Genomic DNA, 23,310 nt, shown 5'->3' on the forward strand with positions numbered 1-23,310 from the left:
GATTCGCCGGATCGCGCCAGCTATTTCGGAAATTCCAGGCCCATTTCGCGGTACCGTTCCGGATCGTCGGCCCAGTTCTCACGCACCTTGACGAACAGGAACAGATGCACCGGAGCCTCGATGATCTCGGAGATTTCGGCGCGCGCCGCCTGGGAAATCGCCTTGATTGTCGCCCCGCGCCTGCCGAGCACGATGCTCTTCTGGCTGTCGCGTTCGACATAGATGGTCTGTTCGATCCGGGCGGAGCCGTCCTTGCGGCTCTGCCACTGTTCGGTCTCCACGGTGGAGATATAGGGCAGCTCCTGGTGGAGCCGCTCGAACAGTTTCTCGCGGGTGATTTCCGCCGCCAGAATGCGCAGGGGAAGATCGGACGGCTGGTCTTCCGGATAGAGCCAGGGGCCGTCCGGCACCTTCGCCGCGAAATGATCGAGGATCGCCTGTGTGCCGTCGCCCGTCAGAGCGGAGATCATGAACGTCTCTTCGAACTGGACATATTCATTGGCTTTTTGCGCCAGCTGCAGCAATTTCTCGCGCTTGGCCACGTCTGTCTTGTTGAGGATCAGCACCCTGGGAGCAGACTGGTTTTGCAGCCGCTTCAAGATGTTCTCGACTTCCTCGTCGATGCCCTTGCGGGCGTCGATCAGGAGCGCGATCAGGTCCGCGTCTCGGGCACCGCCCCAGGCGGTGTCGACCATGGCGCGGTCGAGCCGGCGCTTGGGCTTGAAGATGCCGGGGGTGTCGATGAAGACCAGCTGTGCGGCCCCATGCATGGCGACGCCACGCACGATGGTACGGGTCGTCTGCACCTTGTGGGTCACGATCGAGACCTTGGTGCCGACAAGCTGATTGATCAGCGTCGACTTGCCGGCATTCGGCGCGCCGATCAGGGCAATTAAGCCGGCCTTGGTGCCCTCCGGCATTTCCGGGATAGGTTCCGGCAAAGGCATGTCGAACCGGGGCGGGGGAGACTGAAAGCCGTCCTCTTCGTCCATCGGTCCTTCAGGGGTGGTATTGTCGCTCAAAGTCGTTCTATTCCTTCCACACGCCTTCCCGGCGCAACACGGCTTCCGCCGCGCTTTGTTCCGCAATCCGCTTCGATCCGCCCTTGCCCTCGCCGGGTTTCAGGCCCTGTACCGTCACAGCCACAGTGAAGCTGGGCGCGTGGTCAGGACCTTCCCGGCCGGTCACGTCATAACGCGGCGTCGGCAGGCTTTTCGACTGGGCCCATTCCTGCAACGTGGTCTTGGCGTCTCGCAACGGCCCGGACCAGGATAGCATACGTGGTTCCCAAAGGCGTTTCACGAAGCTTTCGGCGGCGCCGAAACCGCCGTCGAGATAAATAGCCGCGATCACGGATTCGCAGATATCCGCCAGCAGGGCGGTCTTCTTGCGGCCACCGGTCTGGGCTTCGGCCAGTCCGATGCGCATGGCGTCGCCGACACCGAGTTCCTGGGCGATTTCCGCGCAGGTTTCCCGCTTGACCATGTGGTTGAACCGGCGGGCGAGTTCGCCTTCATCGGCCTTGGGAAAATGCTTGTGGAGCATCGAGGCGATCACCAGGCCGAGCACCCGGTCGCCGAGAAACTCAAGCCTCTGATAGCTGCCGGAAATGGTCTCGGACGGGGCCAGCGCGCTGGCATGCGTGAGCGCGACCCGCAACAGCTCCAAATCCTTGAAGTCATATTGCAGGGCGGCCTTCAGCGCCGATACGGGGCTTCTTAGCGGTTGTTTGTTCATGCAGCAGCTTTGCGTTCGGACTGCGCGGGCGACGGACGGCTAGAGTGTCCGGCCGATCCGCTCCCAGCGCACGGTCCATGGCCAGGTCCAGATTTGCCAGGCCGGTGTCTCGTCCTTGATGGAGAAGAACAGGATTTCGGCGCGTCCCATGAAGTTTTCGAGCGGAACATAACCGACCCGGCCCTGATAGCGGCTGTCGACGGAATTGTCCCGATTGTCGCCCATCATGAAGAAGTGGCCTTCCGGGACCTTGTACTCCCGGGTGTTGTCCTTCTCGCCATTCGGGTTCAGATCAAGTGTTTCGTAGGAAACGCCGTTGGGCAGGGTCTCGCGGAAGCGCGGCACGCGGCGCACGATTCCCGAAGAGGATTGTTCGATATAGTCGTCGATCCGTTCCCGCTTTACCGGTTCGCCATTGATGTGAACAACTCCGCCCAGCACCTGGACTGTGTCGCCCGGCAGGCCGATCACCCGCTTGATGTAATCGATGGACGGGTCGGTCGGCAGCTTGAACACCGCGATGTCGCCGCGCTCGGGCTCGGCGGACCAGATCCGTCCGGAAAAGGGCATCAGGCCAAAGGGGAAGGAATACCGGGAATAACCGTAGCTGTATTTGGAGACAAACAGGTAGTCGCCGATCAGCAGCGTGTCTTTCATCGATCCTGACGGGATGTTGAACGGCTGAAACAGGAAGGTCCGCACGATCAGGGCAAGCAGCAGCGCCTGGACGATGACTTTGACGGTTTCCGTCAGGCCACTGTCCTTTTCTTTCTTATTGTCCGTCACGCTCATTTTATCCCTTAACATGTTGTTCGGCGGTCCTCGCGGCGCCAGCGCTTCTCAGCGCATCTCTTAGCCTTTCCGCTGGCCGGAAGCAATGCGACCGGCCGCCCGGTCTACGGCTTTGCGGAGGAAACCGCGTTGGGAGGTTCAGGCCAATCGGCGGGCCATGCGGAAATCACCACAAATGCCTGCGCCAGCGGGAAATCATCGGTGATCGTCAGGTCGATGGTGGTCTTGAAACCGCTCGGAGCCATGGCGGCCAGCCGCTCTGCCGCGCCGCCGGTCAGGGCAATGGTTGGTTTGCCTGAAGGCAGGTTGACCACGCCCATTTCGCGCCAGGCGACACCCATGCGGATGCCGCTGCCAAGGGCCTTGGAGCAGGCTTCCTTGGCGGCAAAGCGCTTGGCATAGGAGGCTGCACGCTCGGCGCGACGGTCGGACTTGGCGCGTTCGATCTCGGTGAACACCCGGTTGGTGAACCGGTCGCCGAACCGTTCCAGCGTCTTCTCGATCCGGCGGATATCGATCAGATCGCTGCCAATCCCTAAGATCATGGTTGTGCTTTCAATCTGGTGTGTTGACACCTAGGTGGGCCGGCGCGCGGCGGAAATCAAGCGCTGCCGTCTTCTTCCATCTGAGTGCGGGGCGCCGGGAACAATCCGTTGCCCTTGCTGGCGAGTTTGGTCCGGCGCCGGCGCTGATAGACCTCAACACTCTTGTAGACGATCACGTAGGAAATGGTCGCCACGACCAGGCCGAGGGGCACCGCGCCGATAAACATCGGCTTGAGCATGGGCCAGAGCGCGTCCAGCGATTTTGCGAACAGACCTTCCTGGAACTGCTGGTGCACCTTGTGCGGATCGGCTTTGGGCGCGTGGCCATGCAGGATCCATTGTCCAAGCTTGAAGGTGGAGGCCCAGATGAACGGGAAGGTGAGGGGATTGCCCACCGACGTTCCGAGCGCCGAGGCGATCAGGTTGCCGCGGATCAGATAGGCAAGGGCGAAGGCGGTGAGGAAATGAAAACCGACCAGCGGTGTGAAGGACGCAAAGGCACCCGCGGCAAAGCCGAGCGCAATCGCGTTGGGTGTCGCGGTCAGACGCAGCACCCGCTTGCTGAAATAGCGGGTCGACCGCGACCAGCTGTTTCGCGGCCAGACGGCGACGCGAAGTCGCTCTATCCTTGAGGGCCTATGTCTTCGGCGAAACAGCATGGGTAATTGGTCGTATCCGTCGTTTCAGGTGTCAGTTCAATCCGCGGCTGCCCGGCTTTACCGCCGGAAGGGCGGCCAGTTCGGGCGGAAGATTGTCCGGTTCATAGGCCGGAACCTTGTATTCTGCCAGCGCGACCAGCGGTACCGAGACGTCGGCCTCGCCACCGGAGCGGTCGATCAGGCAGGCTACTGCCAGAACTTCAGCACCAAGAGCTTTCAACGAGGTTACCGTTTCCCGGCTCGACAGGCCGGTGGTGACAATATCCTCGACAATGATGACGCGCGCGCCCTGAGGCATTTCGAACCGGCGCAGGCGGAACTCGCCGTCTTCGCGTTCCACCCACATGGCCGGCACGCCGAGATGGCGCGCGGTTTCATATCCCGGAATGAGGCCGCCCAGAGCCGGCGAAACGATATAGTCGATCTCGCCGAGACCGGCGTCCTTGATCTTTTCGGCAAGCGCCTTGCACAGGGTTTCGGTCTTGTCCGGATACATGAACACCCGTGCCTTCTGCAAAAACACAGGGCTGCGCAGTCCCGAGGTCAGGATGAAATGACCCTCCAGGATGGCGCCGGCGTCGCGAAACTGGGACAACACTTCGTCACGAGTCATTTCTCAAATTCCTTCCTTGGCCGTCTCGCGGTCTATCCGTTCACCCGACTGACGCTCGACACATTCGGCTTGGTCCGCAATTGATTGATAATCCGGTTCAGATGCTTCAGGTCCCAGACTTCCAGATCAATGATCATCTGGTGAAAATCGGGCGCCCGCTGAACCATTTTCACGTTGTCGATGTTGCCGCTGTTCTCTCCGATCACCTGGGCAATGGTGGCCAGGGAACCGGGTTCGTTGGCGGCCGATATGTCGAGACGGGCAGGGAAACGCTCCGGATTGTTGACATCGATATCCCAGCGCACATCCACCCAGCGTTCGGTCTGGTCGTCGAATTCCTTCAGGGCGGGCGACTGTATCGGATAGATGGTCAGTCCTTCCGACGGGGTCAAGATGCCGACGATCCTGTCACCGGGCACCGCGCCGCCGTCGGGCGCATAGGACACCGGAATATCACCTGAAAGGCCACGGATCGGCAGGGCGGGGCCTTCACCTTCCGGCTGTCCGGCCTCCGGCGCGCCGCCCGGGTGGAGTTCACCGGGCGGGATGCGGAATTTCAGGCCATGGCCCTGCTTCAGGCCGAACCAGCCTTCCTCGACCGGCGGTCCGGAAATGGCGACACGCTCGTCCTGGTAGTCCGGATGGGCCGATTTCAGCACGGTCTGGGCGCTGAGATCGCCGCGGCCGACCGCTGCCAGCAGATCGGCGACGCTCGACTGGTGGAGGGTGTCGAGAACAGCTTCCAGCAGGTCTTCCGAGTAGACCTTGTCGGCGCGGGCGAAGGCGCGCTTGAGAATATGCTCGCCAAGCGCGCCATATTGCTTGCGCACGGATTCCCGCGTGGCGCGGCGGATCGCCGCGCGGGCCTTGCCGGTGACGGCGATGGCCTCCCAGGCGGGCGGCGGTGTCTGCGCGGGCGAGCGGATGATCTCGACCTCGTCGCCATTATGCAGCTCGGTCACCAGCGGCATGATCTTGCCGTTGATCTTGCAGCCGACGCAGGTGTTGCCGATGCCCGTGTGAACCGCATAGGCGAAATCGATCGGCGTCGCGCCGCGCGGCAGTGCGATCAGGCGGCCCTTGGGCGAGAAACAGAACACCTGGTCGTGGAACAGTTCCAGCTTGGTGTTTTCAAGGAATTCTTCCGGTGTGTCGCCCTGGGCCAGAAGCTCGGTCGTCCGGCGCAGCCATTCAAAGGCGCGGCAGTCTTCCGTGTGGCGGGCAATGTTTCGACCGCCAAATTCGCCGTCCTTGTAAAGCGCGTGCGCGGCGATGCCGTATTCCGCGACCCGGTTCATCGAAACGGTGCGGATCTGCAGTTCGACACGCTGGCGGGACGGACCGACGATGGTCGTGTGGATCGACTTGTAGTCGTTCTGCTTCGGCGTCGAGATGTAATCCTTGAACCGCCCCGGCACGGTCGGCCAGGTGGTGTGGATGACGCCCAGCACCCGGTAGCAAGCCTCGACCGTGGCAACAGTCACGCGGAAGCCGTAAATGTCGGACAGCTGTTCAAAGCCGATTGCCTTGCGCTGCATCTTGCGGAAAATCGAATAGGGCCGCTTTTCGCGCCCTTTCACCACCGCCGCCATGCCGCGCTCGCTCAGACGTTCGGTGAGCGTGGTCTCGATGTCCAGGATCAGGTCGCGATTGCGCTCACGCAAATCCGCCAGCCGGTCCGTGATGGTCTCATAGGCTTCCGGATTGAGCGTCTGGAAGGAAATGTCCTCCAGTTCCTCGCGCATGTCATGCATGCCCATGCGACCGGCGAGAGGCGCATAGATTTCCATGGTCTCTTCGGCGATCCGGCCGCGCTTGTGCTCCGGCATGTGATGGAGCGTGCGCATGTTGTGCAGCCGGTCCGCCAGTTTGACCAGCAGCACGCGGACGTCGTCGGCAATCGCCAGCAGCAGCTTGCGGAAGTTTTCCGCCTGCTTGGCCTTGCGGGAAACCAGGTCGAGACGGCTGATCTTGGTGAGGCCGTCGACAAGCTTGCCGATTTCCTCGCCGAACAGGCTGTCGATCTCTGACCTGGTGGCATCCGTGTCCTCGATCGTGTCGTGCAGCAGCGCGACAGCGATGGTCGCGTCATCGAGACGCAGATCGGTGAGGATTGCGGCAACTTCGAGTGGATGGGAAAAATAGGGGTCGCCAGACGCGCGCATCTGGGAGCCATGTTTCTGCATGGCGTAGACATAAGCCTTGTTGAGCAAGGCTTCGTCAGCTTCCGGATTGTAACGCGTAACCCGTTCAACGAGTTCGTATTGACGCATCATGGCCGCAACCGACCCTGGCAACTGGCTGAGTCATCAGCGGTAAAGACAAAAAACGCCTGAAGCGCAGACCCTTGCCGGCCGCGCTTCAGACGAGCTTGTGACGAAAAATCAAACGTCGTCGGTCCGCTCTGGCGGGACCAGGCCTTCGAGACCGCGCAGAAGGTCCTCCTCGGACATCCGGTCGAATTCGACAGCGCCATCGTCGACCTGATTGACCTGGGTCATCTGATGCTGGCCCGACGAGGGTACCAGCGGCACGGCCTCGGCTTCCGGCTCGTCCACTTCCACAAATTTCTGCAGCGAGTGGATTAGGTCTTCTTTCATGTCTTCCGGGCTGACGGTCTGCTCGGCAATCTCACGCAAGGCAACGACAGGGTTCTTGTCATTGTCGCGGTCAATGGTCAGCGGCGAACCGCTCGAGATCATACGAGCGCGATGCGCAGCAAGCAGCACCAGCTCAAACCGGTTTTCGACCTTGTCGATGCAGTCCTCGACGGTCACGCGCGCCATTCGACGTCTCCATAGGCTTAAGGAACTTGAAGAACCAGCGTATAGTGTTCACGTTTCGAAAAAGCAACCCCTTGTCAGTTTTCGCCGCGAAAGGGCAATCGCCGAACGCGAGAGGCTAAAAACGCCGGATAAATTGCTCCAAAAGATCAAGGTCACTCGCTTTTGCATTGCGAGCAGCCAATATAATAGTGTACGCCACTAAGAACGGCCCCGTTCAGAATCAGAAGGCCGTTGGGAAACAAAACTATAAGCTGCCTGAAGTCGTGTTCTACACTGCTCGCTGCGGCACTATATGCGTTGACTGAATGAGTGGGCTAATTGGACCAGGAGCGGGAAACCAGGTCCCATTAGACAAGTTTTAAGCTCAGCGCATATAACTCGGAAAGGTTTCAAATTAGATGTTTGACGCTCGAGAAAAGGTTGCTTTGTTCATTGATGGAGCAAACTTGTACTCAACTGCCAAGGCCATTGGCTTTGACATCGACTACAAGCGTTTGCTGAAGGAATTCCAAGGGCAGGCGTATCTCTTGCGCGCGTATTATTATACGGCGCTGATCGAAGACCAGGAATATTCCTCCATCCGTCCTTTGATCGACTGGCTCGACTATAACGGCTACAAGGTCATCACCAAACCGGTGAAGGAATTTGTGGACAGCGCCGGCCGCCGCAAGGTGAAGGGCAACATGGACATCGAACTGGCCGTGGACGCGATGGAACTGGTCGATACCGTCGACCATATTGTTCTGTTCTCCGGCGATGGCGACTTCCGCTCCCTGGTGGAAGCCCTGCAACGCAAGGGCCGCAAGGTGAGTGTCGTATCGACGCTGAAGACCCAGCCGCCGATGATCGCCGACGACCTGCGCCGTCAGGCGGACCATTTCATCGATCTGGCAAGCCTTGCCAACAAGATCGGCCGCGATCCGTCCGAACGGCCCGCCCGTCCGCAGACACCTGTCCATGTGGACGAGGATGACGAGGACGACGATTACTAAGGCCCGCGATGCCCTCTCAACGCACAGAGTTCGGACCGGTAGATCCGCCCCTGGATTGTCCGGCCTGCCCGCGGCTTGTCGCCCTGCGCGAAGAGCTGGTTGAGGCGCATCCCGACTGGCACAACGCACCGGTGCCGACCTTCGGCGCCTCGGCGCCTCGGCTGCTGGTGATAGGCCTGGCGCCCGGCATGAAGGGCGCCAACTGCACCGGGCGGCCATTTACCGGCGACTATGCCGGCGATCTTCTCTACAAGACCATGATTGACTATGGCTTTGCGTCGGGCACCTACCAGGCGCGGCCGGATGACGGTCTGGAACTGGTGGATGCCATGATCACCAACGCCGTGCGCTGCCTGCCGCCGCAGAACAAGCCGACCGGTCCGGAAATCAAGACCTGCCGGCCATATCTTCTGGCGACGCTGGCGGCCAATCCGTCGATCCGCGCCGTCCTGGCGCTCGGGCGGATTGCGCATGAGACCTTCCTGACCGCTCTGGGCCAGCGCCGGGCGGCCTTTCCCTTCGCCCATTGCGCCGAGCACAAGCTGCCGGGCACCGAGTTGACCCTTTTCGACAGCTACCATTGCTCTCGTTACAACACCAATACGGGCCGTCTGACGGAAGAGATGTTCCGCTCGGTCTTCGACAAGATCCGCACGCATATCCCCTGAAGATCCCGACCGGCACGGTCAGTCCTCCGAGTGCGGCTCTTTCTGATAGGCAGCGGCGTCGGTAACGACCCAGCCATTCGGGCCGAGATGTTCCTGCGGTCTGAAGCGGGCCTTGTAGGCCATCTTCTGAGAGCCATCGACCCAGTAGCCGAGATAGACGTAGGGCAGGTTCATCTTCCGGGCGCGATCGATGTGATCCAGGATCATGTAGGTTCCGAGTGCCGTCTCTTCGTATGACGGATCGTAGAAGGAATAGACCATCGACAGTCCGTCCGAGAGCTGATCGCTGAGGGCAACGCCCAGAAGCGGGCCTTCGCCCGCGCCGGTGATGAAGCTGTTCGGTCCGCGCCGGCGGTATTCGAGCACCAGGGTCTCCACATGGGTGTCCTCGACCATCATCGCATAGTCGAGCACGCTCATCTCGGTCATGCCGCCGTTCTCGTGGCGGGTCTCGAGATAGTCGCGGAAGAGATCATACTGTTCGGCGGAAGGGCTGGGGGGCAGGCGGGCGCCGACAAGATCGGACGCGGATTTCCAGACGCGCTTGAAGGACTTGGTCCATTTGAAATCGTCGACGCGCACACGCACCGAGATGCAAGCCTGGCAGCGTTCGCAGGCGGGCCGGTAGGCGATGTTCTGGCTGCGGCGGAAACCGCCTTGGGTCAGCACCTCGTTGAGCGCGGGCGCGCCATGGCCGACAAGATGCGTGAAGACCTTGCGCTCCTGCTTGCCCTCTAGATAAGGGCACGGCGCCGGTGCCGTAAGATAGAACTGCGGATGATCTGTGGGGTGCCGTGTCACCTTGTTGTCCCGCTAATCCCTCTGTGTTTCACAATCCATAATACCATGGCGCGACTAAAGAGAAGGTCAACCAAAGAATAAGGGCGAGCGGCGTGCCGGCGCGCACGAAATCGTTGAACTTGTAGTGGCCCGGACCCATGACGATCAGGTTGGTCTGGTAGCCGATCGGCGTCGCGAAAGAGGAATTGGCGGCAATGATCAGGCAGACCACGAAGGCTTCCGGGCTTGCGTCAATCTGCTGCGCCAGGTTGATGGCGATCGGTGTGAACAGGACCGCCGCCGCGTTGTTCGACAGGAAGTTGGTCAGGATCATCACGATGAAGAACAGCGCCGACAGCACCATCGGCGCCGACGCGCCTTCCATGACATGCACCAGTGCCGTGGCGATGGCCGTGGCCCCGCCCGTGCCTTCCAGGGCGACCGCGCCGGCAAGCGACGCGCCGACGAGCATGAAAATGCGGCTGTCGATGGCGCGCATGGCCTGACGGATGTTGAGGCAGCCGGAGGCGATCATGGCGAAGGTGCCGGCCACTGCCGTGGTCACGATCGGCACCAGGCCGCTGGCGGCGAGCGCAACAACGCAGGCGAAGATGATCAGGGCGCGCGGTGCATAGCGCTTGCGCGGCACTTCGGCCATCGACCAGTCGAGCAGCAATACGTCGCGATTGCCGCGCAGGCGCGCGATTTCCTCTTCGCTGCCGGAGACCAGCAGCACGTCGCCGGCTTCCAGGCGGATGTCGTTCATGGCCATGCGCGGCATGCGGCTGCGCCGCTGGATGCCCATGACCAGGCAGCCGGTGTCCGAATAGAACCCGGATTGCGGCAGGGTCCGGCCCATGAGCCGAGAGGCCGGGGCGACCACCACTTCCGCGAGGCTGATCGATCCGGGCGGCGCGGCCTGGTTTTGACCCGCGTTGCTTGTGTCCGTGTCGGCTTCCATAAGCGGCTGGCGCCGGGCAAGCGCATTGGCGAGGGCTGTGCGGGTCGCCGCGACGATCACCGTGTCGCCGGGCTGCAGCACCACATTTTCGAATGGCGGCAGGATCGGTTTCTGGCCGCGCTGCACCAGGCGCACGGTCATGTCTTTCAGCTTCGGAAACATGCCGGAGACCGATTCCACGCCCACCAGCGGATGGCCATAGGTGATGCTGATCTGGGCAATGAACTGCTTGCCGGAGGTCGCCTGAAATTCTTCCGCCATGGTTTTGCGGACTTTCAACAGCCTGGGCATCAGGAACAGGACATAGATTGCCCCGACACCGGCGACGATCAGGCCGATTGGAGTGAAGCTGAAGAAGGTCAGCCTGAGATCCGAGGACTGGGCAGCGTAATTGGCGACCAGAAGGTTGGTCGACGACCCGATCAGGGTGGTCATGCCCCCCAGAATGGCGAGGAACGACAGTGGCATCAGCACCCGGGCAGGGGACTGGCCAACGGTGGCCGCAACCGCCGTCAGGATCGGCAGGAACATCACTACAACAGGCGTATTATTCAAAAAGGCGCTCAGGATCGCAACGGCGATCAGGACGGGAACCGCGGCATAAAGGGACCGCCCGCGTGTCATCCGCACGATCGCCTTGGCAGGGGCTTCCAGCGCATCTGTCTGGAACAGGCCCTGACCGATGATCAGGAGGCAGATCACGGTGATCAGCGCCGGATTGGCGAAGCCGGCGAGAAAGTCTCCCGATGTGATCGGGGACCCGTTCGGTGCCGTCACCGGGAAGACAGAGAAGATGACAATGAAGGCGGAGACGGAACCGAGAGCGACTGTTTCGATCGGGTAACGCTCCAAGGCGTACAGAACGACAGTTGACGCGATCACCAGAAAGGTCAGCGCCATTGCAATATCAACTGAATCCATTCACCTGCCCAAGGCCACCATGGCCGATACACCAAAGCGCACTCTAAATCAGGCGGTCCCGGGATTGGAAGGGGCAAGATATCAGTTTGCCGTTGATAGTTTCGCGCCGGATCGCGGCAGGTGCCGCCGGACTATCCGTTGGTTGGGTCACATCTTGGACCGGGACCAGGCCTGCCCGGTGACGTTCCAGCTGGAGCAGCCGTGTTCTTTGAAGGCGGCGTTTCCGGTACGAGGGGCTGAGGCGGTCTTATTCGTGTGTGCTCATGTAGCTGCGGTGATAGGCCGAGTTGATCACCACCGTGCCCAGCACGAGATCGTGCAACAGGCGCTTGCGATCGGAGAACAGCGACACCAGCAGCACCAGCGGCGTCAGCAGCGAGATAGAGAACCAGAACAGGAGCGCGTGGACGGCGGCGAGCAGCGGGTAAGGTTTGGCGCCGTACCAGAGCCGCATTTCCAGGCCCATCGCGCGCATTCCCAACGTCGAGGCCTGCGGTCCGCCAAGGGTGAAGGCGACATAGAGCAGTGCGACGGCGGTCGGCAGGATGCCGTAGAGCAGAAAGCCGAGGCCGAGGGTGAAGACACCCAGGAAGAAAACCAGGATGCCGGCGCCGAAGGTCAGGAGTGCGATCACCACCACATCGATGAGAAACGCGAAGATCCGCCGGCTGCGCACGCCCGAAAACAGCTCCGGATTGCGCACAGGATCGAACACGTCCTGGCGGCCATAGTCCGAGGTGGTTTCAGCTGACATCGTGCGGGCTCCCTGAAATTTTGCTGACCTCCATGTGGGGATTGGCGAGGGATTTCGCAAATGCGCCATGAAGGGTGTGCATCCTCTCCAGATGGCGGCACCTTCCGGGAACCCTGACGCACCTTGTCATGTTCCGGAACGATTGGACCGGTATTTTTGCCGTTGCGTCAATTTCGATCCGCCGCCTATAGTTCGCGGGGGCTCGCGAGAATTGAGGGAAACATATGGTTCGCGTTTTTGGTGCGGCAGTCGCTTTTGCAATTCTTCTCACTGGTGCCCCCGTCAGGGCCGCCGATATGGTGATCGGCCTGCCAGCCTGGCCATCCGCCCAGGTGACCGCCCACATCATCGCCGAAACGCTCAAGGACCGTTACGGCCTGGACGCCGAACTCCAGGAACGCGGTACCATGACCTTGCTGGCCGGCGTCGGCCGCGGCGAGGTACAGGTTCACCCGGAAGTCTGGCTGCCGAACCTTGCGCGCCAGGTCGACAAGCTCAGCAACGAGGACAAGGTTCTGAAGCTGAATACCGCGGGCGTTTCGGCAACGCAAAACATCTGCGCCACCAAGGCTACGGTAGAACAGACCGGTGTGAAGGCGGTCGCCGATCTGCTGAAGCCGGAGATCGCCGCGCAATTCGACAGCGATGGCGATGGCAAGGGCGAGATCTGGATCGGAGCGCCGACCTGGTCCTCCACCGAAATCGAAAAGATCCGCGCGCATTCCTATGGCTACGACAAGACCATGACCTTGCTGGAAATGCCTGAGGACATTGCCATGGCGGCCGTCGATGCCGCGTCCTCCCTCGGCCGGCCGATCGTGTTTTATTGCTACGGCCCGCATCATGTCTTCCAGCTCCATGACATCGTCATGCTGGAGGAGCCGGCTTACGATCCCGCCCGCTGGACGATCGTCCACCGCGCCGACAGCAACGATTGGCTCGAGCAGTCAAATGCCGACACGGCCTGGGACGCGTCCTCGTTCCATGTGGCCTATGCCGCATCGCTGAGCGAGCAACGGCCCGAGGTGGCGTCGTTCCTGTCAGCCATTGCCCTCAACGCCAAGGATATCACCGCGATGAGCTATGCCGTTGAAGTCGAGGACAAGCCGGCGGACGTGGTCGCCAGGGAGTGGATCGCCGGCAACAAGGACCGGATCGGGGAGTGGACCAAATGAGCGGCCTGATGAGCAAACTGGCGGCAGGCCTGCGCGCCGCCTTCACATGGGGACCGGCCGCACTGGTGCTGACCCTGGCAGGCGTCGCCATGGCGCAGAATGTCGGCACCCAGATCTATGACAACACCAACCGCAAATGGGTCGACTACACGCCTCAGGTCGCCGCGCGCTATTACCGCATCCATGGTCAGGCGCCGGAAGAGTTCCAGCGGCAGGTGGTCCAGTTCCGCACGGCGGAAAAGCCCGGCACGATCATCATCGACGGCGACCGGCATTTTCTCTATCTGGTTCTGCCCAATTTCCAGGCGATCCGCTACGGTATCGGTGTCGGCCGGGAAGGCTTCGGCTGGGCCGGTATCGTCAAGGTGGGCCGCAAGCAGGAATGGCCGACCTGGACCCCGCCCAAGGAAATGATCGAGCGCGATCCGGACTCGGCAAAATGGGCCAACGGCATGCCCGGCGGACCGGACAATCCGCTCGGTGCGCGGGCGCTGTATATCTACGAAGGCAACCGGGACACGATCTACCGCATTCACGGGACCAATCAGCCCTGGTCAATCGGCCTGAACATTTCGTCCGGCTGTATCCGGATGAACAATGATGATGTCACCGATCTCTACAGCCGAGTCGAGATTGGAGCCAAGGTGATCGTCCTGATGCAGGGCGCGGCGCTCTACAAGGGTGTTTGATGGGGCGCGCATGATCGGGGCGTTGGTGGGATAGGAAAGGGCAAAGCATGACCAGGTCGCACAGCAAGGGAAATTGGAAACTGGGTATCGGTTGCGCCACCGCGGCTGGCCTGCTGTTGATCGGGGGCTGCAACACCTCCAGCTCCAATGCGGGCGCGTCCCAGACGGTGCGCACATCGGAGGAAACCGCGCCGACCGACCTGCAGCTTCTTTGCGCGTCGAAGACGGTGGAAAAACTCCAGATCTCGGGCGGCAATGCGCTGCCGGTCAGTTCCGCCCGGTCGGGCGAGCAGGCCTATCAGGTCAATCTCACCTTCGAAGGCGGTCAGGCGACCTGCATTATCGACGAGAGCGGTGTGGTTCAGTCGATCACGCCGGTGTAACTGCAGACCGTCTTCCGAGCGGCCTCAATCCATGCGCTCGCCGATTTCCAGGTAACGCACCACGAAGCCGCGGTTGCGCAGGGCCGCGACGATGCGTTCGCCGTGGGGCCGGTCGAAGGCCTCGAAGGTGACGTCGAGGGTCGCGCCCTTGGCGGGCACGTTGAGGAACAGCCGGTGGTGTTCGACATCGACCACGTTGCCCTGCATGTCGCCGATCACCGTGGCGATCTCGCCGAGCGTGCCCGGCCGGTCGGGCGTGTCGATCCGGATGGAGACAAGGCGGCCGTCGCGAGCCAGTTCGCGGACCACGATCTTGGACAAAAGCCTCGGGTCGATATTGCCGCCGCACAGAACCAGGCCGACGCGCTTGCCGGCAAACCGGTCCGGATCCATCAGCAGCGCGGCAAGACCGGCGGCACCGGCGCCCTCGGCAATGGTCCGCTGCAGGGTGAGATAGGCATTGATCGCCCGCTCGATGCTGCTTTCGGACACGAGCATGAGATCGTCGACCCGCTGCTTGATCACTTGCGTTGTGAGTAGGCCGATATCGCGCACGGCAATGCCTTCGGCGATTGTGGCACCCTCGCAGATCACTTCCTTGCCGTAAAACGCGCCCCACATGCCGGGATAAAGCGTGGTCTCGACGCCGACCACCTCGATGGAAGGTTTCAGCGCCTTGGCGGCCGTGGCGATGCCGGCGATCAGGCCGCCGCCGCCGACCGGGACCACAAGGACGTCGAGATCCGGCTGCTGGTCCAGCATCTCGATGCCAATTGTGCCCTGGCCGTGAATGACATGGGCATCGTCATAAGGATGGACCCAGACAAGACTGTTCTGGGTTGCCAGCCGGTCGGCTTCTTCCTTGGCTTCGGCCAGTGTGTTGCCAGCCAGAACGACTTCCGCGCCATAACCGCGCGTGGCGGAGATCTTCACGAAGGGCGTCAGCACCGGCATGACGATGGTCGCCGGAATGCCGAGCCGTCCGGCATGATAAGCGACGCCCTGCGCATGGTTGCCGGCCGAGACCGCGATCACGCCGCGCGCCCTTTCAGCGTCCGTCAGGCTGGAAAGTTTGACCAGCGCACCGCGTTCCTTGAAGGCGCCGGTGACCTGCATATTCTCGTATTTGACGAAGACATCGGCGCCGGTGAGCTGCGACAGGCGCGGGGCGGGCAGGCAGGGCGTTTGAAGAACGGCGCCTTCGATCAGCGCGGCCGCGGCCCGGATCTTTTCGAACGTGACCTGGGCCGGGTCGCTGAAAGCGTCCGTGGTCATTTGCCGCCTGCCAGCATTTCGGCGACCATGGGCGCGAAATAGGTCAGGATGCCGTCGGCACCTGCGCGCTTGAAGGCCAGCAGGCTTTCCACCATGGCCTTGTCGCCGTCGAGCCAGCCGTTTGCGGCCGCTGCCTTGATCATCGCGAATTCGCCGGAGACCTGATAGGCGTAGGTCGGTACCTGGAACTCGTCCTTGAGGCGGCGGACGATGTCGAGATAGGGCAGGCCGGGCTTGACCATGATCATGTCGGCACCCTCGGCAATGTCGAGTTCCGCTTCGCGCAGGGCCTCGTCCGTGTTGGCCGGGTCCATCTGGTAGGTGCGCTTGTCGCCCTTAAGCGTGCCGGACGAGCCGACCGCGTCCCGGAAGGGGCCGTAAAAGGCAGAGGCGTATTTGGCCGAATAGGCCATGATCTGCGTGCCGCGATGTCCCTGGCTGTCGAGCGCCTGGCGGATGGCGCCGATGCGGCCGTCCATCATGTCGGACGGTGCGATCACGTCGGATCCGGCCTCCGCCTGCACCAGGGCCTGTCGGCAGAGCTGATCGACGGTCTCGTCATTGAGAATGGTGTCGCCATCCATCAACCCGTCATGGCCGTGGCTGGTATAGGGATCGAGCGCGACATCGGTCATCAGGCCCAGATTGAGCCCCTCCGCCTTGATGGCGCGCAGTGCCCGGCAGGTGAGGTTCGCCGGATTGAGGGCTTCCGACCCGGTCTCGTCGCGCAGGTCCGGATCCGTATAGGGGAACAGCGCCAAGGCGGGAATGCCGAGTTCCGCGGCTTTCTCAGCGTCCCGAACAGCTTCATCCACCGATAGGCGCGCAACATCCGGCATGGACGGCACCGGCTGGCGGACATTTTCGCCATCCACAATGAAGATCGGCCAGATCAGGTCGTCAACGGTCAGCGTGTTCTCGCGGACCAAGCGGCGGGACCAGTCGGTCTGGCGGTTGCGGCGCATGCGCGTGCCAGCCAGAAGCGTGTCCATATGGTCGGGGGTGATCGGCGGAAGAGGAGATTTGGACGGCATGGACCCTGACTGTTCGCTAAGCTGCAGTGAAATTTGCATTCTCACGGAGAAGAGCCGCCAATCTATCACGCAGATTGACGCAGTCCAACATTCTGTAAAATAACTGAAATTAATAACAAAAAAGAGATTGTTTGACGTTCGCGTCAAATGTGCTTTAGTGCGCGCCGACAGACATCAGAACCTGTGCGGTGGCGACTCTTTCGCCCAATGCCGCTTGAGGGAGGACAAGCCGTGGACTTTTCACTCAACGAAGATCAGCGTGCCTTTCAGGACATGGCCGCCAGTTTCTCGCGCGACGAGCTGGCGCCCAACGCCAAGCAGTGGGATGAGGACAGCCATTTCCCGATCCCGACCCTGCGCAAGGCGGCCGAACTCGGCTTTGGCGGCATTTATGTGAAGGAAGATGTCGGCGGCTCGGCGCTGACCCGGCTGGACGCGGCGCTGATCTTCGAGGAACTGTCCCAGGGCTGCACCTCGACAGCGGCCTATCTCTCCATCCACAACATGGTGGCCTGGATCATCGACACCTACGGCTCGGAAGAGCTGCGCCAGAAGTTTTTGGCCAAACTCTGCACCATGGAACTTCTGACCAGCTATTGCCTGACCGAACCAGGCTCCGGATCGGATGCCGCCAGCCTCAGGACCAGCGCCAAGGACGATGGCGACCATTATGTGCTGAACGGCTCCAAGGCCTTTATCTCCGGCGGCGGGGTCAGCGACCTTTATGCGGTGATGGTCCGCACCGGCGGCGAGGGGCCGGGGGGCGTCTCCTGTCTGCTGGTGGAGAAAGGCACGCCCGGCCTCAGCTTTGGCGCTAACGAGGTCAAGCTCGGCTGGAAGAGCCAGCCGACGGCCCAGGTCAATTTCCAGGACTGCCGCGTGCCGAAATCCAACCTGATCGGCGCCGAGGGCCAGGGCTTCAAGATCGCCATGGCCGCACTGGACGGTGGCCGTCTCAATATCGGCGCCTGTTCGCTGGGCGCGGCCCAGGCCTGCCTCGACCACGCGCTGGCCTATGCGAAGGAGCGCAAGCAGTTCGGCCGGCCGATCGCCGACTTCCAGGCGTTGCAGTTCCGCCTCGCCGACATGGCGACCGAACTGGAAGCCGCGCGCCTGTTGCTGCACAAGGCGGCTGCCGCTGTCGACGCCAAGGCGCATGACGCCACCAAGCTCGCGGCGATGGCCAAGCGACTGGCGACCGACACCGGCTTCAAGGTCGTCAACGAGGCGCTGCAGCTCCATGGCGGCTACGGCTATCTGCGCGATTATCCGATCGAGCGCTATTTCCGCGATGTCCGCGTGCACCAGATCCTGGAGGGCACCAACGAGATCATGCGGCTGATCATCGCCCGCCAGCTGTTGAAGGACTGATCGAGGTCTGCTTGCTTAATCCTTGAAACGACTCTTTCTTTCCGTGAGGCGCCTCAGTGAGCGACGACATCCTGTTTGAAAAACGCGGCCATGCCGGTTTCATCACACTCAACCGGCCGAAGGCGCTGAATGCGCTCAATCATGCAATGGCGAAGGCGCTGGCCGATCAGCTGTCGCGCTGGGCGGACGACACGGAGATCGCCCACGTGGTGATCACCGGGGCGGGTGACAAGGCCTTTTGCGCCGGCGGCGATATCCGCAGCATCTATGACGCGCGCCAGGCGGGGGAGACCGACGGGCTCAGCAGCTTCTTTCGCGACGAGTATCTGCTCAACGCGCAGATCAAGGCCTATCCCAAGCCGTATATTGCCCTGATCGACGGCATCGTCATGGGCGGCGGCGTCGGTGTCTCCGTTCATGGCAGCCACCGGATCGGTACGGAAAAGACCATGTTCGCCATGCCGGAGACCGGCATCGGCTTCTTTCCCGATGTGGGCGGCACCTATTTTCTGCCGCGCATGCCGAAGAAGAGCGGCGTCTATTGTGCGCTCAGCGCTGGCAGGTTGAAGCAGGGCGACGCGCTTGCGACCGGCGTCCTCACCCATGCAATCGCAGCCGACAACCTTGCCGATCTGGAACGGGCGCTCGAAACCGCGACGGATATCGGCGCGACTTTGGCGCCCTATCTGATCGCGCCGGAGCGCGGGCCGATCACAGAGAATCTCGATTTGATCGAGGCGCTTTTCTCCGCGGAAACCGTCGATGACATCCTTGCCAGCCTGGAGGCTTCAAGCGACGACTTTGCCAAAAAGGCGCTTGCCGCCATCCGCGGCAAATCGCCGACCAGCGTGCTGATTGCCTTTGAACAGATGCGGCGCGGCGCTACGCTCTCCTTCAACGACTGCATGAAGCTTGAATACCGGATTGTCTCGCGGATTCTGCAAGGTACCGAATTCTACGAAGGCATCCGTGCGGTGCTGGTCGACAAGGACCAGAGCCCGAAATGGTCGCCTTCTCTGTTCAGCCAAGTGGACAGCGCCGATCTGGCGTCGTATTTCGAGGAACCGACGGACGGAGACCTGCCGCTCCGATAATTGAGAACCGGACCCGGACGACCCATGATCACCAGCTTTCAGGACCTTATTGAATCGCGCCCGCCCTGGAGCACGGTCCTGATCTGGTATCTGCGCCTGATCGCAATCATCCTGATCGGCGGTGGCGTAATCTATTGGGCGCGCATCATCGGCATTGTCGAATGGCGCGGCCTGTGGTTCTGGGACATGCCGGTTTCCATGCAGGGCGCGATTGTCTTTTTCGCGGTTCTTGACCTGGTCGCGGCAACCGGCCTGTGGCTGACCGTGTCCTGGGGCACGGTGATGTGGATCTTCCGCTGCCTGTGTCAGATCGTGATGCACACCGCCTTTTCCGATCTTTATGGCCGCCGGCCTTATGAAATCAGCTTCTATCTCCTGACGATCGCGATTTATGGCCTGCTGGTCTATCTGATGGAAAAGGAAAACAGGGCCGAGACCGGCTGACCGGCTTGAATCGGTTTCTCAAGCGCCTTGCACCGCGCTTCAACGGTGCCGGGCAACAGATTCAAATACAAAGTGAATTTCCCGGGAGGAAAACATGACGAGCACTATCGGTTTCATCGGTCTTGGCAATATGGGCGGTCCGATGGCGATCAATCTTGTTAAGGCGGGCCATCGCGTGCTCGGCTTCGACCTGTCGGAGACGGCCCTGGCAACGCTTGTCGAGGCGGGTGGTGAACAGGCGGCCGGCGTCGCCGAACTGGCGGCCGAAGCCGACGTGATCGTCACCATGCTGCCGGCTGGCAAGCATGTCCGTCAGATCTACATGGGCGAGGGCGGCATACTGGAAAACGCCAAGGCCGGAACGCTGATGATCGATTCCTCCACCATCGACGTTGACAGCGCGCGTGCCGTCAGCGATGCGGCGGGCGCCAAGGGCATGAAGATGGTCGATGCGCCGGTCTCCGGCGGTGTCGCCGGAGCGGCCGGCGGCACGCTGACTTTCATGGTCGGCGGATCTGACGAGGCTTACGAGGCGGCCAGGCCCTATCTCGACATCATGGGCAAGACCATCGTCCATGCCGGTGGCGCGGGCACCGGTCAGGCGGCCAAGATCTGCAACAACATGATCCTCGGCATTTCCATGATCGCTGTCTCCGAGGCCTTCGTGCTCGCCGAGCGGCTCGGCCTGGACAAGCAGAAGTTGTTCGATATTTCCTCGACCGCATCCGGCCAGTGCTGGTCGCTGACCTCCTATTGCCCGGTGCCGGGCCCGCTGCCATCCTCGCCGGCCAACCGCGATTACCAGCCCGGATTTGCCGCCGAGATGATGCTCAAGGATCTGAAGCTTGCCCAGGAAGCAGCGCAGTCTTCCGGGGCTGCGACGCCGCTCGGGGCCGAAGCCGCGGCGCTCTATGCGCTTTTCTGCAACACCGGAGGGGTGGGGCAGGACTTTTCAGGCATCGTGAAGTTCCTGCGCGGATCATCATGAACAAAAAATGAATCGGACCGTTCAAACACAGGCCAAAAGTTAACGGATGATTCAGCGTGTCTCTTAAGCGGATTTTAGAATCGCTCGGTTAGATTGCGTAACAAGGCGGGAAAAAATATCCGTCGAACGACAGGTACTATAAGAGGCGCAATCACATGATCACCGCAAGTAGGGCAGTCGACGCTGTATCACAGAGTGAAGGGGAAGAGCTGGAAATCAAACCGCTCTATCTGGAAGCTCTGACGCTCGTTGAGCGGCTGCATAGGCGTCTTCTCGACGTCATCAAGGACGAATTCGACCGCATGGGCCGGTCCGATGTGAACAGTGTGCAGGCACTGCTCCTGTTCAATATCGGCGACAGCGAGCTGACAGCCGGAGAGCTGCGCACGCGTGGCTATTATCTGGGGTCGAATGTCTCCTACAACCTGAAGAAGCTGGTCGAAACCGGCTATATTCATCACCAGCGCTCGCGCATGGACCGCCGGTCCGTCCGGGTCAGCCTGACCGACAAGGGCCAGGAAGTGGCAAAGATCGTCAACGATCTCTATGAACGCCACATGCTGTCCGTCGAACAGGTCGGTGAAATCGGTCCCAAGGACTTTGTTGCACTCAACAAGTCCCTGCGCCGCCTGGAGCGGTTCTGGACCGACCAGATCCTTTACCGGCTCTAACGTTTACGCGGCACATTCAGATGACAAGGCACCGCCCACTGGGCGGTGCTTTTGTTTGTGCCGTGGTCACGCAAATTTGCAGGCCGGCGTCTCCTCTCACTGGCTAAATTTGGCTATAACGGCAAAGATTGGTCGTTCCCGGGGCTGCTGACATCTTGTGGTCACAAAGGAATGGCTCTTTGCGGTGTTTCCGGCGCCGAGATGGTTAAAAAATCTTGCGATTTGTTAACACCCGTTCGTTAGGACTGGGAGCTGGAACAGGCGGGGCAGGCATGTTGAATGCTGGCAGCGCCACGCGCATCAACTGAGAACTTGCGTTATCGACGCTGCAACGAGAGGGCTGCAATGAACCTTTTATCCGGACCAGACGGGTTTAAGCTTCAACGGAAATCAAAGACAAGGCGCGATTTTTTGCGTCTTTGCGCGATCGGATGCGGATTGCCTTTCCTGACAAGCGCTGCAGCCTATGCCCAGAACCAGCAGGTCGAGTGGGTCGATAATTTCGACATCGCCACCGAGAACATCACGGAAGTGAAATCCTCGGCGCCCACCCTTTCGCCCGAAACCGCGGATTACATCGCCGCGGCCATGAACCGCTACCAGGGAATCGTGCAATCGGGCGGCTGGGGCACCGTGTCGCCCGGCGGCAAGGCTCTGCGCATCGGCATGAAGGACCCACGGGTCGTCGAATTGCGCCGCCGCCTGATCGTTTCCGGCGACCTGGAGCAGCAGGCAGGTCTCTCCGACACGTTCGATTCCTACGTTGACGCCGGACTGCGCCGCTTTCAGCTGCGCCACGGCCTGATCCCCGACGGCGTGATGGGCGAGGGAACTGTGGCCGCGCTCAACATTCCCGCCCATGTCCGCTTGCGCCAGCTCGAAACCAACATGGTCCGTCTGCGGTCCATGTCCGGCTTCAAAGGCGACCGCTATGTCATGGTCAACATCCCGGCAGCAGAAATTGAAGCGGTTGAAAACGGCTATGTGCGCTCGCGCCATACGGCCGTCGTCGGCAAGATCGACCGTCAGACGCCGATCCTGAACAGCAATATCTACGAACTGAACTTCAATCCCTACTGGACAGTGCCGAAGTCGATCATCCGCAAGGACCTGATCCCGAAGATGAAGCAGGATCCGCAATATCTGGAAAAGAACAACATCCGGATCTTTGATTGGAGCAACAACGAGCTCAACTGGCAGCAGATCGACTGGAACACCGACGAGGCGACCCAGTACCGCTTTACCCAGGATCCGGGTTCGGAAAACTCGCTGGGCTCGGTGCGGATCAATTTCCACAACAAGCACCAGGTCTATTTGCACGACACACCGTCCAAGACCCTGTTCGGTGAAGCCAACCGGTTCCATTCCTCCGGCTGCGTGCGTGTGCAGAATGTGCGTGAACTGGTCACCTGGCTGCTGCAGTCGACCACGCCGGACTGGGATCGCGGCCGCGTTGACGGCGTCATTCGCACCGGTGAGCGCGAGGACGTGAAGCTGAAGAAAACGATTCCGCTTTATCTGACCTATGTCACCGCCTGGGCCAATGCCGACGGCGTTGTCCATTTCCGCGATGACATCTACGATCGGGACGATCTTTACGGCACAGGCGAACAGGCGCGCCTGTAACACATCTTTCAGGCTGTCTGAAACCAGCGAAGCGCCGGTCTTGATAGGGCCGGCGTTTCGTGCGTTTTATCCGCAGTGAAGTCGCTTTGGAGGCCAGTCATGAGTCGCGATCCGCGGCCCGGTGAAGTCTATCTGGAATTCCGTCCGGTCGGACAGCAGGTCAAAGTCAGTGCCATCGACGCGGCGACCGGGATCGAAGTGTCCGTCTTTGGCCCGACCTCCGCATCGCAGGAAGACCTGAAACGAATTGCCGTGCGCAAGCTCCAGCGCCGGATCGAGCAGGAAAAAGGGTCCGGCCGGGAACCTGACTCAAATCTTTATTAGAGTTTTTCCCGGTCAGATTGGCACTGGA

25 protein-coding genes are annotated in these 23,310 nt (G+C 61.1%); 12 read left to right on the top strand and 13 right to left on the bottom strand.

Features of this window, described 5'->3' with window-relative positions; translation table 11 throughout:
* Nucleotides 1-20 precede the first annotated feature (20 nt).
* From era to rpoZ, 8 genes are all read right to left on the bottom strand, one after another.
* Nucleotides 21-947, bottom strand: a complete 927-nt coding sequence (gene era, locus M0H32_RS06890; RefSeq protein WP_248152656.1) for a GTPase Era — start codon at nucleotides 945-947, stop codon at nucleotides 21-23.
* 82 nt (nucleotides 948-1,029) lie between these two features.
* Nucleotides 1,030-1,737: a ribonuclease III gene (gene rnc, locus M0H32_RS06895; protein ID WP_248152536.1), complete on the bottom strand. Its 708-nt coding sequence runs from the start codon at nucleotides 1,735-1,737 to the stop codon at nucleotides 1,030-1,032.
* Between the two features lie 39 nt (nucleotides 1,738-1,776).
* Nucleotides 1,777-2,529, bottom strand: a complete 753-nt coding sequence (gene lepB, locus M0H32_RS06900) for a signal peptidase I (RefSeq protein ID WP_248152537.1) — start codon at nucleotides 2,527-2,529, stop codon at nucleotides 1,777-1,779.
* 104 nt (nucleotides 2,530-2,633) lie between these two features.
* A complete protein-coding gene (gene acpS / locus M0H32_RS06905) occupies nucleotides 2,634-3,074 on the bottom strand; it encodes a holo-ACP synthase (RefSeq protein ID WP_248152538.1) in 441 nt (146 codons plus the stop codon).
* A gap of 56 nt (nucleotides 3,075-3,130) precedes the next feature.
* Entirely contained in the window at nucleotides 3,131-3,733 is a 603-nt protein-coding gene (locus M0H32_RS06910; protein ID WP_248152539.1) for a DUF2062 domain-containing protein, read from the bottom strand.
* 31 nt (nucleotides 3,734-3,764) lie between these two features.
* A complete protein-coding gene (pyrE, locus tag M0H32_RS06915; RefSeq protein ID WP_248152540.1) occupies nucleotides 3,765-4,346 on the bottom strand; it encodes an orotate phosphoribosyltransferase in 582 nt (193 codons plus the stop codon).
* A 32-nt stretch (nucleotides 4,347-4,378) separates the two neighbouring features.
* Entirely contained in the window at nucleotides 4,379-6,622 is a 2,244-nt protein-coding gene (locus M0H32_RS06920) for a RelA/SpoT family protein (RefSeq protein WP_248152544.1), read from the bottom strand.
* A gap of 108 nt (nucleotides 6,623-6,730) precedes the next feature.
* Entirely contained in the window at nucleotides 6,731-7,132 is a 402-nt protein-coding gene (gene rpoZ, locus M0H32_RS06925; RefSeq protein ID WP_248152548.1) for a DNA-directed RNA polymerase subunit omega, read from the bottom strand.
* Nucleotides 7,133-7,530: 398 nt separating this feature from the next.
* On the opposite strand from rpoZ, the gene M0H32_RS06930 reads away from it, so the two are divergent.
* The gene (locus M0H32_RS06930) at nucleotides 7,531-8,124 is read left to right on the top strand and encodes a LabA-like NYN domain-containing protein (protein ID WP_248152549.1); all 594 of its coding nucleotides are present in this window, start codon (nucleotides 7,531-7,533) and stop codon (nucleotides 8,122-8,124) included.
* An 8-nt stretch (nucleotides 8,125-8,132) separates the two neighbouring features.
* Nucleotides 8,133-8,792 carry a uracil-DNA glycosylase gene (locus M0H32_RS06935; protein ID WP_248152551.1) on the top strand — a complete coding sequence of 220 codons (660 nt, stop codon included), beginning with the start codon at nucleotides 8,133-8,135 and terminating at the stop codon, nucleotides 8,790-8,792.
* Nucleotides 8,793-8,810: 18 nt separating this feature from the next.
* On the opposite strand, the gene M0H32_RS06940 is transcribed toward M0H32_RS06935, so the two are convergent.
* The 3 genes from M0H32_RS06940 to M0H32_RS06950 form a co-directional block, all read right to left on the bottom strand.
* Entirely contained in the window at nucleotides 8,811-9,593 is a 783-nt protein-coding gene (locus tag M0H32_RS06940) for an arginyltransferase (protein ID WP_248152553.1), read from the bottom strand.
* A 28-nt stretch (nucleotides 9,594-9,621) separates the two neighbouring features.
* Entirely contained in the window at nucleotides 9,622-11,454 is a 1,833-nt protein-coding gene (locus M0H32_RS06945; protein WP_248152555.1) for an SLC13 family permease, read from the bottom strand.
* A 247-nt stretch (nucleotides 11,455-11,701) separates the two neighbouring features.
* Nucleotides 11,702-12,208 carry an RDD family protein gene (locus M0H32_RS06950; protein WP_248152556.1) on the bottom strand — a complete coding sequence of 169 codons (507 nt, stop codon included), beginning with the start codon at nucleotides 12,206-12,208 and terminating at the stop codon, nucleotides 11,702-11,704.
* Nucleotides 12,209-12,432: 224 nt separating this feature from the next.
* Between M0H32_RS06950 and M0H32_RS06955 the strand changes: the two genes are divergently transcribed.
* From M0H32_RS06955 to M0H32_RS06965, 3 genes are read left to right on the top strand one after another with little or no spacing between them, the layout of a single operon-like run.
* A complete protein-coding gene (locus M0H32_RS06955) occupies nucleotides 12,433-13,383 on the top strand; it encodes an ABC transporter substrate-binding protein (RefSeq protein ID WP_248152558.1) in 951 nt (316 codons plus the stop codon).
* Nucleotides 13,380-14,072, top strand: a complete 693-nt coding sequence (locus M0H32_RS06960; protein ID WP_425607300.1) for a L,D-transpeptidase — start codon at nucleotides 13,380-13,382, stop codon at nucleotides 14,070-14,072. Before M0H32_RS06955 ends, M0H32_RS06960 begins: the two co-directional genes overlap by 4 nt.
* A gap of 47 nt (nucleotides 14,073-14,119) precedes the next feature.
* On the top strand, nucleotides 14,120-14,455 hold the full coding sequence (locus tag M0H32_RS06965) for a hypothetical protein (RefSeq protein ID WP_248152560.1): 336 nt from the start codon (nucleotides 14,120-14,122) through the stop codon (nucleotides 14,453-14,455).
* Between the two features lie 24 nt (nucleotides 14,456-14,479).
* Here M0H32_RS06965 and M0H32_RS06970 read toward each other — a convergent pair whose 3' ends face one another.
* Together M0H32_RS06970 and hemB are read right to left on the bottom strand one after the other, a co-directional pair.
* A complete protein-coding gene (locus M0H32_RS06970; RefSeq protein WP_248152562.1) occupies nucleotides 14,480-15,730 on the bottom strand; it encodes a threonine ammonia-lyase in 1,251 nt (416 codons plus the stop codon).
* Nucleotides 15,727-16,764, bottom strand: a complete 1,038-nt coding sequence (gene hemB / locus M0H32_RS06975; RefSeq protein ID WP_425607301.1) for a porphobilinogen synthase — start codon at nucleotides 16,762-16,764, stop codon at nucleotides 15,727-15,729. The genes M0H32_RS06970 and hemB overlap by 4 nt, the downstream gene beginning before the upstream one ends.
* A 231-nt stretch (nucleotides 16,765-16,995) precedes the next feature.
* On the opposite strand from hemB, the gene M0H32_RS06980 reads away from it, so the two are divergent.
* The 7 genes from M0H32_RS06980 to M0H32_RS07010 all read left to right on the top strand — a co-directional run bounded on the left by M0H32_RS06980 (nucleotide 16,996) and on the right by M0H32_RS07010 (nucleotide 23,282).
* On the top strand, nucleotides 16,996-18,135 hold the full coding sequence (locus M0H32_RS06980; RefSeq protein WP_345779319.1) for an acyl-CoA dehydrogenase family protein: 1,140 nt from the start codon (nucleotides 16,996-16,998) through the stop codon (nucleotides 18,133-18,135).
* 56 nt (nucleotides 18,136-18,191) lie between these two features.
* The gene (locus tag M0H32_RS06985; protein ID WP_248152564.1) at nucleotides 18,192-19,229 is read left to right on the top strand and encodes an enoyl-CoA hydratase/isomerase family protein; all 1,038 of its coding nucleotides are present in this window, start codon (nucleotides 18,192-18,194) and stop codon (nucleotides 19,227-19,229) included.
* A gap of 24 nt (nucleotides 19,230-19,253) precedes the next feature.
* Nucleotides 19,254-19,673, top strand: a complete 420-nt coding sequence (locus M0H32_RS06990) for a DUF6163 family protein (RefSeq protein ID WP_248152566.1) — start codon at nucleotides 19,254-19,256, stop codon at nucleotides 19,671-19,673.
* Between the two features lie 94 nt (nucleotides 19,674-19,767).
* Nucleotides 19,768-20,661 (top strand): 3-hydroxyisobutyrate dehydrogenase, encoded by an 894-nt coding sequence (mmsB, locus tag M0H32_RS06995; RefSeq protein ID WP_248152574.1) that lies wholly within the window; start codon nucleotides 19,768-19,770, stop codon nucleotides 20,659-20,661.
* A 155-nt stretch (nucleotides 20,662-20,816) separates the two neighbouring features.
* Complete coding sequence (gene ldtR / locus M0H32_RS07000; protein ID WP_248152576.1) at nucleotides 20,817-21,332, top strand: transcriptional regulator LdtR; 516 nt, start codon at nucleotides 20,817-20,819, stop codon at nucleotides 21,330-21,332.
* Between the two features lie 438 nt (nucleotides 21,333-21,770).
* Nucleotides 21,771-22,958, top strand: a complete 1,188-nt coding sequence (locus M0H32_RS07005; RefSeq protein WP_248152577.1) for a L,D-transpeptidase family protein — start codon at nucleotides 21,771-21,773, stop codon at nucleotides 22,956-22,958.
* 99 nt (nucleotides 22,959-23,057) lie between these two features.
* Nucleotides 23,058-23,282 (top strand): DUF6898 family protein, encoded by a 225-nt coding sequence (locus M0H32_RS07010; protein ID WP_248152578.1) that lies wholly within the window; start codon nucleotides 23,058-23,060, stop codon nucleotides 23,280-23,282.
* The last annotated feature ends 28 nt before the right edge of the window (nucleotides 23,283-23,310 follow it).

It is taken from the genome of Roseibium sediminicola, assembly GCF_023156505.1.
Classification (GTDB): Bacteria; Pseudomonadota; Alphaproteobacteria; order Rhizobiales; family Stappiaceae; genus Roseibium; species Roseibium sediminicola.